We start from the raw sequence: 11,321 nt of genomic DNA on the forward strand, positions 1-11,321 counted from the left end.
ATGGACACTCAGGCACGTATCGCACAAGAACTGAAGATCAACCGGCTGCTCGGCAAGGGAGGCGAGGGCGCTGAGCTGCAACGGCGCATCGACTTCATCAAGGGCACCTTGCGCCAGTCCGGCTGCCATGCGCTGGTGCTGGGCATCAGTGGCGGTGTCGACTCACTGACCGCCGGGCGGCTGTGCCAACTGGCAGTGGAACAACTGCGCAACGAAGACTACGAGGCGCGGTTTATTGCCATGCGCCTGCCCTATAAAACCCAGGCGGACGAGCGCGACGCCCAGGCTTCCCTGGACTTTATCGCACCGGACCGGATCGAGACGCTGAACATCGCCGCCTGCGTCGACGGGCTGATGGGCAGCCTGTCTGCCGCGCAGGCCAGCGCCGAACGCATCGACTTTATCAAGGGCAACGTCAAGGCCCGGGCGCGGATGATGGCGCAGTACGCCGTGGCGAACCTGCACAACGGCCTGGTGGTGGGCACCGACCATGGCGCGGAGGCGCTGATGGGGTTTTTCACCAAGTTCGGTGACGGCGCCTGCGACCTGGCGCCGCTCTCAGGGCTGACCAAGACCCAGGTGCGCCTGCTGGCCAGCGCCCTTGGCGGGCCACGGCAGTTGGTGGCCAAGGCACCGACTGCCGACCTGGAAGAACTGGCACCGGGCAAGCCGGATGAGTTGGCGTATGGCTGCAGCTATGACGAGATCGACCGCTACCTGATGGGCGAGGCAGTGAGTGAGCGGATGAGGGCGATTGTCGAGAGCGCCTACCTCAAGACCGCCCACAAGCGAGCATTACCGGCTGTTCCCGACTAAGACTTCCTGTTCCTTCCCGGCACTGTTGACGTTGACCGTACGCGCCACGCTCACGCGGTCACCGTCAAACCCGCATACCACCCGATCGCGAAACGCGGTTTGCGGGTAGATCCAGGTCATCTCCAGCGTCCCGGTATCCAGCCAGCGCGCGCCGGCAACGATCTGCGCATCCTTGAACTCATAACCGTGGTGCAACGCCCGGCCCGGCATGTTGGTGGTGCCGGCGATCCAGTGATCAATCCCCACCTCTAGGGCATGAGTCGCCTTGCTGTCGGTCAGTTGGAAGCGCAGTACATTGCCTTCGACGGCGAACGCCAATTGCTGCACATCCAGCCCGTTGGGCTCTACCTGATACACGCCCGTGAAATCTCTCGGCCCTGCACACGCTGAAAGCAACTCAGGCCGCTGTGCCATGCTCGCCAGACGTTGCTGCAACCGTGCATCCGCTTCGGCTTTGACCGTGCAATCATCGCCAAACGCCGCCGGAAAATGCCGCTCGACAAACGGAATCAGCTCCGCCGAATTCTTCATCCCGCCGATCACCACCAGCGTTGCACCGTACTCGCGGAACACCATCGCCATCTGCACAAACACCCCGACAGCGCTGAAGGCGTGTGCCGGTTTCATCATCCAGTGATAACCGTAGCGGCTGTCCGGCCCGCCTTGTGGCCGGGTGGCCGCTGCAACCCAGGCCGCCGGTAGAACCTGCTTGCCATGCCACACGCCGCCTTGTGCATGCAGCACACCCAGCTTGAGCATGGCCGAGGTCGGCGCCTTCAAGCCATTGCCGCCGGGATTCACGCCATCGGGGCCGATGTCCCAGCTTTCATTATGGATATCCAGCGGTACAAACAGCCGGGGCTTGAGGTACGCGTGCAAGGTTTGCCCGGTGACCTTGTTGATCAGCGCCGAGAGCATGTAGCTGGCCGCACTCGTATAGACGTAGGTGGTGCCCGGTGCATAGGCCAGCGGTATCTTGAAGAACTCGGCAATCCAGCTGGTCTCGATACCCCGCCACACTGAACCCGAGGTATTGGCGGCGTGGCCGGTGCGCATGGTCAGCAGGTGTTCTACGGTCATGTCCGCCAGGCGCGGGTCGGCATCCACCGGCACACACTCCGGAAAGAACGCCACCAGCCGGTCATCCAGTTTCAGCAAGCCTTCATCCACGGCCAGGCCAATGGCGCAGGCGGTGAAGCTCTTGGCCACCGAGTGCAATACCCGCGGCTCGTTGGGGTCCACCGGCCAGCTCCAGCCTTCGGCGACCACGTGGCCGTGGCGGTGCAGCATCAGGCCTTGCAGGTCGAGGCCGGCCGCTTTCACTTCATCGAGAAAGGCAATCAGGTGCTCGGGATCAACGCCGACGCTGCTGGCGCTGGCGCGGGACAAACCATCGTAGGACATGGGCATAAACAGGCTCGTAGGGGGAGGGAAATCAACGGCTGCGGTGCACCAGCCGCGAATAGGAAATCAGCATGCTGGTCAGTTCCTGGCTGACGCTGGTGAGCGGCGACGAACGGCGGCTGATCAGGCATACATCGCGGGTCGCCAGCGGTTCTTCGATGGCGATGGTGGTCAGGGCACTGGAGAACAGCTTCATCCCCGGCAGCATGCGCGGTTCGATGGTCAGGTAATCGGTTTCCGAAACGATGTGCAGGGTTTCCAGCAACGAATCAGTGGTGATCGCAATCTTTGGCGGCGCCAGGCCCTGGGTACGGAACAGCTCGATCAAGCGGTTCTCCGCGCCGCCCACTACGCCGGCCGGGCGTACGCTGATCCACTGGCAGTCGGTGAGGGCTTGCACGGATTTTGCGTGGGCCTGCGGGTGGCCCTTGCGCGCAATGATGCCGGCGTTTGAGCTGTAGAGGCGGTCGATGGCCAGGTCGATATCGGCCACGTTGGGCGCCAGCGGGCACAAGACGAAATCCAGGCGGCCATCGCGGACTTTTTCCACCAGGCCCTTGGTGGTGCCGCTGGCCACGTGCACCTGCATGCGCGGGAAGCGCTGGGTGAAGTTGCTCAGTACCGGCAGCAGCAATTCGGCCAAGGGTTCGGAGGTGACGCCCAGGGCGATATGGCCTTCGGGCTCGCCTTTCCAGGGTTGCAGGTCGAGCAGGGCACGTTCGCAGTCGAGAGTGATGGAACGGGCACGGGCCAGGAACACCTCGCCGGCCGGGGTCAGGTTGATGCCTTGGTTGGAGCGTTGCAGCAGCACCACCCCGAGTTCCTTTTCGAGGGTCTGGATTGACTGGGTCAATGTGCTTTGGGCCACATCCAACTGGCGTGCGGCCGAGCGGAAGCTGCCTTTTTCAACCACGGAGCAGAACGCGCGAAGATGGGTGAGGGTCATGACGGTGGGCTCGCTCAGTGCTGCATTTAAACCATTGAATGCCAGCCAGCTTATCTGATGACTATAGGTGAGCACAGATCGGTCTGGATGATCGCGATCATTATTTTTGATCAGGAAAACCCCATCTTTTCCAGCTCAAGGCCCTGATTTCTCGGTACGGTAAGGCCAGGGCAACCCACGGACGGTTGATGATCGGATAAACCGAGCCCGATCACTCGGAGCGTTCTTCTCAAGTTGATTGGGTGGCGAATAAGATCGGTCCAGGAACATTCGCAAACCGTAATCAGCGACTAAAACAACAACAACTATTCAGGTGTTCGGCCGTGCCTCTTTTTGGGTCCTGCCAGCGTCCGAACCCAAGCGTAAGGATCATTCAAGGTGCATTTATCATGAACAAGACTTTATTCCTGGCTGGCGCCTTGTCCGCCGCGCTGGTGGGCACTGCCCACGCCGAGAATCTATTGAAAGTCGCGTTGAACGCCGACATTCGCAGCACCGAGCCAGGCGTCAACCGTGACACCAATTCCGACGCCGTCATCTTGCACATTACCGAAGGACTGGTGGCCTTCCGTGAAGATGCCACCGTCGGCCCGCTGCTGGCCAAGGACGTGCAGGTGTCCGACGACGGCCTGCGCTACACCTTCCACCTGCGCAACGGGGTCAAGTTCCAGAACGGTGCGCCACTGACCTCCGCCGATGTGCTGTGGACCTGGAAACACTACCTCGACCCGAAAACCCAATGGCGCTGCGCCCCTGAATTCGACGGCCATGGCGGCGCGAAAATCGTCGACATGAGCGCCCCGGACCCACTCACCGTGGTGTTTACCCTGGACAAGCCCAACGGCCTGTTCCTCACCAGCACCGCGCTGCCGGAGTGCGGTGGCAGCGGCATCCTGCACCCCGACTCGGTGGTCGACGGCCAGTGGAAAGCCCCCATCGGCACCGGCCCGTTCCGCCTGGGCGAGTGGAAGCCCGGCCAATACATCGATCTGCTGCGCAACGCCAACTACACCCCGCGGGACGAGAAAGAGCCGGATGGCTACACCGGCAATAAAACCACGACCCTCGACCGCGTGCGCCTGCTGGTGATCCCGGACCCGGCGGCGGCCAAGGCGGCCTTGCTGTCGAAGAACGTCGACCTGCTGATTGACGTCACGCCGCTGGACGCCACCGAACTGGCTGCCAACCCCGGCATCAAGGTCACCTCCAGCGGCACCATGTCGGTCAACGCGTTGCTGTTCCAGACCCGCGACCCCTTGCTCAAAGATGTGCGCCTGCGCCAGGCCATCGCCCATTCGCTGGACTCCGCCCAAATCGTCGCCGCCCTGACCGGTGGCCGTTCCCAGGCCAACAATTCGATGGTCGCCAGTGGCAGCCACTACCACCAGGCAATCGAGAACCAGGGCTTCGATTTCGACCCGGCCAAGACCGCCCAACTGCTGCGGGAAGCCGGCTATAAAGGCCAACCAATCAAACTGATCGTCAATAAGCGCTACGCCGCGATCTTCGACATGGGCGTGTTCGTGCAAGCCATGGCCAAGGCCAGCGGCATCAACCTGGAACTGGAAACCCTGGAGTGGGGCACCCAGCTGGAGCGCTACCAGACCGGCAACTACCAGATGATGGCGTTCCCGTATTCCGAACGCCTTGACCCGGCCCTGAGTTTCGACTCGATGACCGGCGACAAGGGCAAGGAAGCGCGCAAGGTCTGGGACAACCCCCAGGCCCAGGAATGGCTGCGTGAAGCCCAGCGCGAAGGCGATATCAGCAAGCGCCAGGCGCTGTTCGACCAACTGCATCAGCAGATGCTCAAGGACGTGCCGATGATCCCGATGTACAACGGCAACGCCATCGCCGCCAGCCGTGATTACGTCAAAGGCCTGCGCACCTGGCCGGTGTCCAAGCCGCGCCTGTGGACCGTCAGCGTGCCTGCGACCGGGAGTAACTGAGGATGTTGCGTTTCATCTTTCAACGGCTGGCGATGTCGATCCCGACCTTGCTGCTGATCTCGCTGATGGTGTTCGCGATCATCCGCCTGGTGCCCGGTGATCCGGCGCTGCTGATGCTCGGCGACATGGCCGATGCCCACAGCCTGGAGGTCGCCCGTGCGTCCCTGGGCCTGGACCAGCCGCTGCCGCTGCAGTTTGTGATCTGGCTCAAGGCGGTGCTCAGCGGCGACCTCGGGCATTCCATCACCACCAATGAAGCGGTGTTGCCGCTGATCCTTGACCGCTTCCAGGTGAGTGCCGGGATCGTGCTGGTCTCGGTGTTGCTCGCGGCGTTGATTGCGGTACCGGCGGGCTTGCTCTCGGCGTGGAAACAGAACAGTTCCCTGGACTTTGGCGTGGTCTCCACCGCGACCCTGTTGCTGTCGATCCCGAGTTTCTGGCTGGGCCTGCTGTTGCTCTACGCGTTCGGCATCAAGCTCGGCTGGCTGCCGGTGGTGGGTTATGTGTCATTCGGCCAATCGCCGTGGCAGGCCTTGAGTTTTATCGTGCTGCCGATTGTCACGCTGACGTTGGTGGAACTCGGCGCGATCACCCGCATGGCCCGGGCCAGTGCAATTGAAGTGCTGCGCCTGGAATACATCACCCATGCCCGCGCCAAGGGTTTGTCGGAGCGGGCGGTGTTGTGGCGCCATGCGCTGCGCAACTCGTTTGCACCGACCCTGACCCTGATCGGCCTGATCCTCGGCAACCTGCTCAGCGGCATCGCGGTGCTCGAAACCGTGTTCACCCTGCCAGGTATCGGCCGGCTGATGGTCGACGCCATCTACGCCCGGGACTACCCCGTGCTGCAAGGCTGCCTGCTGCTGGTGACCTTTGTTTATGTGCTGGTCAACCTGTTGGTGGACCTGCTGTACCCGCTCTTCGACCCCAGGGTTAAGTTATGAATAAGCCTCTACCTGTCGCACCCGAGGTGCTGTTGCCGGCACCGGCGCGTGCCCCCAGGGCCTGGCGTGTGCCGCCGCTGAACGCGCTGATCGGTGCGCTGCTGCTGGCCTTGTTGTTGATCATGGCCTTGCTGGGCCTGGTCTGGACGCCCCATGACCCGTTGGCCTTGAACCTGCTGGCGCGCTTGCAGGCGCCCACCGCCGCGCACTGGCTGGGCACTGACGAGTACGGTCGCGACGTGCTGAGCCGGCTGATGATCGGCGCGCACACCAGCCTGTGGGTGAGTGTGTTGACGGTGACGCTGGCGATCACCGCCGGCACGGTACTGGGCCTGCTGGCCGGGTTCCTGCGGGGCTGGGTCGACCGGGGCTTGATGATGGTCAACGATGCGTTGCTGGCGTTTCCCGGGATCCTGCTGGCCCTGGGCTTGATGGCGATCATCGGCCCGAGCCTGTACGGCATCGTGTTCGCCTTGAGCCTGGCCTACACACCGTCGGTGGTGCGGGTGGTGCGCGGCACGGTGTTGTCGTTGCGCGAGAAAGAGTTTGTCGAAGCCTCGCGGGTGATCGGTAACTCCGAGCTGTACACCATGCTGCGGCACATCGCGCCGAACTGCGTGGCGCCGGTGTGCGTGCTGGCCACCAGCATGTTCGGCTGGGCGATCCTGGCGGAAAGCTCCCTGAGCTTCCTCGGCCTGGGCGTCCCGCCGCCGGCTGCCACCTGGGGCAACATGCTCGCCGCCAGCCGGCCGTATATCGCCACGGCCAGCTGGCTGGGGCTGTTTCCCGGTGTCTGCATCGCCATGGCGTTGCTGGCGTTCAACCTGTGTGGCGATGCCTTGCGCGATCGTCTCGACCCGCGGATGAGTAAATGACCATGACTGACATCCTTCTGGCAGTCGACAAGCTGAAAATCCGCGTGGGGGCCAACGGCCCGCTGGCGGTCAACGACCTGAGCTTCACCATCGCCCCCGGCGAAATCGTGGCGCTGGTGGGCGAGTCCGGCAGCGGCAAGACCATGGCCGCCCGCGCCGCCATCGGCCTGCTGCCACCGCCGCTTGAGCAATGCAGCGGCCAGGTGCGCTTCCAGGGCCATGACCTGGGCAGCCTTGCGCCGGAGCAATTGCGCCAGTTGCGCGGGGCGAAGATCGGCATGGTGTTCCAGGAACCCATGGTGTCCCTCAACCCGTCGATGAGCATCGGCGAGCAAATGGCCGAGGGCCTGCGCCTGCACACCAGGCTGAGCGATGCGCAGATCCGCGAGCGCAGCCTGGAGATGCTCGGGCATATCGGCATCAAGGACGCCGAGCGTTGCCTGGCGGCGTTTCCCCACGAGTTCTCCGGCGGCATGCGCCAGCGCATCATGCTCGCCTCGGTGATGCTGCTGCGCCCGGCCTTGCTGATTGCCGACGAGCCCACCACGGCCCTGGATTGCCTGGCGCAACTGGACGTGTTGAAACTGATGCTCGACCTTACCCGCGAGCAGGGCACGGCGATCCTGTTTATCAGCCACGACCTGTCGCTGGTGGCGCGCTACGCCGACAAAGTGGTGGTGATGCGCGAAGGCCGCGCGGTGGAGCAGGGCACCATCGAGCAGATCCTGCTGGCGCCCAAGGCCGAGTACACCCGGCAACTGCTCGAGGCCCTGCCGCGGCGCGGCACCCTGGCAGCCTTGCCCAAGGCGGACCGGCCGTTGCTGACGGTCAAGGACGTGTGCATCGAGCACCCGGGGCCGCGCAGCCTGTGGGGCCGCAGCCAGTTCAAGCGGGTGGTGCATTCGGCCAACCTGTCCATCGCCCCGGGGGAAACCCTGGCGCTGGTGGGCGGCAGCGGCTCGGGCAAGACCACCCTCGGACGGGCGATTGTCGGCCTGAACAGCCCGTGTTCCGGTGCCATCGAGTTTGAGGGCGTGGACATTCTCAAGGCTGGCAACCGTGACCATCGCCTGCAATGCCAGATGATTTTCCAGGACCCGTATTCGTCCCTCGACCCGCGCATGAAGATTGGCGACATCCTCGCCGAACCCCTGCGCCATGTGCCCGGCATGACGCCCGCGCAGCGTCGTGAGCGGGTGGCGAAAACCCTGGTGGACATCGGCCTGGCGGAACAGTTTGTCGACCGCTTCCCGCACCAGTTGTCCGGTGGCCAGCGTCAACGGGTGGCCATTGGCCGGGCGCTGGTGCGGCACCCGCGACTGGTGATTGCCGATGAGCCGATCTCGGCGTTGGACATGACCATCCAGAAGCAGATCCTCGAGCTGTTCGAACGCCTGCAGGCGCAGTACGGCTTTGCCTGCCTGTTCATCTCCCACGACCTGGCGGCGGTGGAACGCATCGCCCACCGGGTGGCGGTGATGAGCGAGGGCAGGGTGGTGGAAATGGGTGCCCGCGACGAGATCTTCGACCGCCCGCAGCACCCCTATACCCGCAAGCTGCTGGCCGCCGCCAGCCCCTTGGAGAAACTTGAAAACGGTGGCTACCGCATCCGCCAGGGCCCCGTACCGCTAGCGCTGTAACCCAGGACTGACGTCACCCGCCGCGCAAATCGCCGATTTGCGCGAACGGCGAAGCCATGCCCGAAGAACAATAAAAACACCAACCCCCACCCCACTGCCAGGAGCTAAAAAAATGAAAAAATCCCTGACTCAACTCATCACCGGCGTCGGCGTTGTCAGCAGCGGGCTGGTCCCGTCACTGGCCCATGCAGACTTCATCAAGGACAGCAGCGGTACGCTGGACTTGAAGAACTACTACTTCAACCGTGACTACCGCGAGGCCGCTTCCCAGTCGATGCGCGCCGAGTGGGCCCAAGGTTTTATCCTCGGTATCAAGTCCGGTTTCACCGAAGGCACCGTGGGCTTCGGCCTGGACCTGACCGGCATGCTGGGGGTGAAACTCGACTCCAGCCCGGGGCTGTCCGGCACCGGTTTGCTGCAGCGTGACAGCGACAAGAATGTCTCCGACGAGTACTCCAAGCTTGGGGTGACCGCCAAGGCCCGCTTCGCCAAAAGCGAGCTGCGTGTGGGCTACCTGGTGCCGGACCTTCCGATCCTGCAACCCAACACCAGCCGTCTGTTTCCGCAGTCCTTCAGCGGCACCCAGCTGGTGTCCAACGATATCAGCAACCTGAAAATCACCCTCGGGCAGATCGACCAGGCCAAGGACCGTGACTCCACCAACTACGAAGACATGAAGCTGACCACGGTGAGCAAGGTCTACAAGAGCACCGCCCTGAGCGACCAGTTTCGCTTTGCCGGTGGCGACTACTCGCTGACCCCAAACACCTTGCTCAGCTACCACTTCGCGGCGCTGGACAGCATCTACCAGCAGCAATATGTGGGCTTCAAGAACAACTTCGGCCTGGGGCCGGGCACGCTGAAAACCGACGTGCGCTACTTCAAGTCGGACAAGGACGGCGCGGGCCTGGCGGGCAAGGTCGACAACAGCGCCTTGAGCAGCCGCCTGACCTACCAGTACGGCGGCCACAGCATCGGCGGCGGCTTCCAGCAGCAATACGGCACCACGCCGTTTACCTACCTGGACGGCTCCATCACCTACCTGTTCACCGAGTACCAGTTCAGCAACTTCACCCAAACCAGGGAGCGAGCCTGGCACGCCCGCTATGACTACAACTTCGCCGATCTCGGCTTGCCCGGCCTGTTGTTTGGGATCAAGTACGCCAAGGGTGATTCGGCTGAAGTGCTCGGTTTCAACCGCGAAGGCCGCGAGTGGGAGCGTGACCTGGACCTGGGCTACGTGGTGCAGAACGGGCCCTTCAAGGGCGTGTCGATGCGCTGGCGCAATGCGCTGAGCAAAGGCAACTACTTCAACGACGTTAACGAGAACCGCGTGATGCTGGGTTACACCCTGGCGCTCTGGTAACCACCCACTGTGGGAGCGGGCTTGCCCGCGATGGCGGTGGGTCAGTCACGGAATAGGCTGGCTGACCCACCGCCATCGCAGGCAAGCCAGCTCCCACACTGATCGGATTACCAGATCAAGATAGTGTGGGCCGCCCTTACAGACGATCACGCCGGCTCGTTAATATTTCTTCAGCGTTCATCACTCGAATATCGAGATTTCCGGTTTATGAAACTTAAATCACACCCCTTGCTGCAAGCGACACCAGGTACCCACAGGCACGTGGACAGTGAGCATTACGGTGCAATGGGTGCAAGTCGAAAAATCTATATCCAGGCGGCGCTGCATGCCGACGAAACCCCGGCGCTGCTGGTGGCCGCGCACCTGCGCCGGCAATTGGTAGTACTGGAAAATGCCAACCGGCTGAATGCGCAAATCGTGCTGGTGGCCGTGGCCAACCCCACCGGGCTGAGCCAATACATCATGGGCGCGCCCAGCGGGCGTTTCGAACTGGGCAGTGGGCGTAATTACAACCGGGGCTTTCCGGTGCCGTACCAGGCAATCGCCGACAAAATCGAGCACCTGCTGGGCCAGGACATCGACGCCAACCGCCAACTGATCCGCCAGGCCTGGGGCGAATGTCTGCTGGACGCGGCGCCGCTGGACGAATTCCAGTCGCTGCAACGCACCCTGATGCTGCTGGCCCACGATGCCGACATCGTGCTGGACCTGCACTGCTCCCGCGAAGCGGCGATGCATGTGTACACCGGCGAGGCAGTGTGGGCGACCGTGGAGCCGCTGGCGCGCTACATCGGCTCTGAAGCCTCGTTGCTGGCCACCGATTCCCAGGCCAATTCGTTCGATGAGGCGCTGTACCTGCTGTGGGTCAACCTGCGTGAGCGGTTTGGCGATCGGTTTCCGATTCCGGACAGCAGCGTGGCGGTGACCGTCGAGCATCGTGGCCAGCGGGATGTGTCCTATGAACTGGCAGAACATGACGCCACGGCGATCATTGATTACCTGACCCACCTGGGCGCGGTTGAAGGCACGCCACGGCCATTGCCGGCCCTGCGTAACCCGGCGACGCCGTTGGCCGGCAGCGAACAGTTTTATGCGCCATGCGCCGGGGTGCTGGTACACCGGGCGGCGGTGGGCAGTCGCATCGAGGCCGGGCAGGCGTTGTTCGATATCGTTGATCCCCACAGTGGGCAGGCCACCACGGTTTGCAGCCACAACACCGGCGTGTTGTACATGCGCCGCGACGTGCGCTTTGTGAAGCCGGGCGACCCGCTGGGCCGGGTGTCCGGTGCCACGCCGATTCGCAGCGGCAAGCTACTCAGCGCCTGATTTGCCAGCTATGGAATACGGTCAAAATGTGGGAGCGGGCTTGCTCGCGAACGCG

The 11,321-nt window shown here is 63.2% G+C and carries 9 protein-coding genes; 7 read left to right on the forward strand and 2 right to left on the reverse strand.

The features are described 5' to 3' along the window. Positions 1-816 carry an ammonia-dependent NAD(+) synthetase gene (nadE, locus tag HX786_RS20365; RefSeq protein WP_178912523.1) on the forward strand — a complete coding sequence of 272 codons (816 nt, stop codon included), beginning with the start codon at positions 1-3 and terminating at the stop codon, positions 814-816. On the opposite strand, the gene HX786_RS20370 is transcribed toward nadE, so the two are convergent. Both HX786_RS20370 and HX786_RS20375 read right to left on the reverse strand, forming a co-directional pair. Next, on the reverse strand, positions 796-2,226 hold the full coding sequence (locus tag HX786_RS20370; RefSeq protein ID WP_178912524.1) for a serine hydrolase: 1,431 nt from the start codon (positions 2,224-2,226) through the stop codon (positions 796-798). The two genes, nadE and HX786_RS20370, sit on opposite strands and share 21 nt — an antisense overlap. Before the next feature lie 25 nt (positions 2,227-2,251). Beyond that, positions 2,252-3,166, reverse strand: coding sequence for a LysR substrate-binding domain-containing protein (locus tag HX786_RS20375; protein ID WP_003208132.1), 915 nt, complete (start codon positions 3,164-3,166; stop codon positions 2,252-2,254). A gap of 389 nt (positions 3,167-3,555) precedes the next feature. Between HX786_RS20375 and HX786_RS20380 the strand changes: the two genes are divergently transcribed. The 6 genes from HX786_RS20380 (at position 3,556) to HX786_RS20405 (ending at position 11,266) form a co-directional block, all read left to right on the forward strand. After that, complete coding sequence (locus HX786_RS20380) at positions 3,556-5,115, forward strand: ABC transporter substrate-binding protein (RefSeq protein ID WP_177117201.1); 1,560 nt, start codon at positions 3,556-3,558, stop codon at positions 5,113-5,115. A 2-nt stretch (positions 5,116-5,117) separates the two neighbouring features. Beyond that, on the forward strand, positions 5,118-6,059 hold the full coding sequence (locus tag HX786_RS20385) for an ABC transporter permease (RefSeq protein WP_003208135.1): 942 nt from the start codon (positions 5,118-5,120) through the stop codon (positions 6,057-6,059). Continuing rightward, positions 6,056-6,934, forward strand: a complete 879-nt coding sequence (locus tag HX786_RS20390) for an ABC transporter permease (RefSeq protein WP_168197512.1) — start codon at positions 6,056-6,058, stop codon at positions 6,932-6,934. The genes HX786_RS20385 and HX786_RS20390 overlap by 4 nt, the downstream gene beginning before the upstream one ends. Continuing rightward, positions 6,931-8,574: an ABC transporter ATP-binding protein gene (locus tag HX786_RS20395; RefSeq protein WP_023658920.1), complete on the forward strand. Its 1,644-nt coding sequence runs from the start codon at positions 6,931-6,933 to the stop codon at positions 8,572-8,574. The genes HX786_RS20390 and HX786_RS20395 overlap by 4 nt, the downstream gene beginning before the upstream one ends. 112 nt (positions 8,575-8,686) lie before the next feature. Next, the gene (locus HX786_RS20400) at positions 8,687-9,940 is read left to right on the forward strand and encodes an OprD family porin (RefSeq protein ID WP_008437109.1); all 1,254 of its coding nucleotides are present in this window, start codon (positions 8,687-8,689) and stop codon (positions 9,938-9,940) included. Positions 9,941-10,147: 207 nt separating this feature from the next. Continuing rightward, complete coding sequence (locus tag HX786_RS20405; RefSeq protein WP_177022778.1) at positions 10,148-11,266, forward strand: succinylglutamate desuccinylase/aspartoacylase family protein; 1,119 nt, start codon at positions 10,148-10,150, stop codon at positions 11,264-11,266. Positions 11,267-11,321 lie beyond the last annotated feature (55 nt).

Origin of the sequence: Pseudomonas sp. 21615526, assembly GCF_013386245.1 — a bacterium.
Classification (GTDB): Bacteria; Pseudomonadota; Gammaproteobacteria; order Pseudomonadales; family Pseudomonadaceae; genus Aquipseudomonas.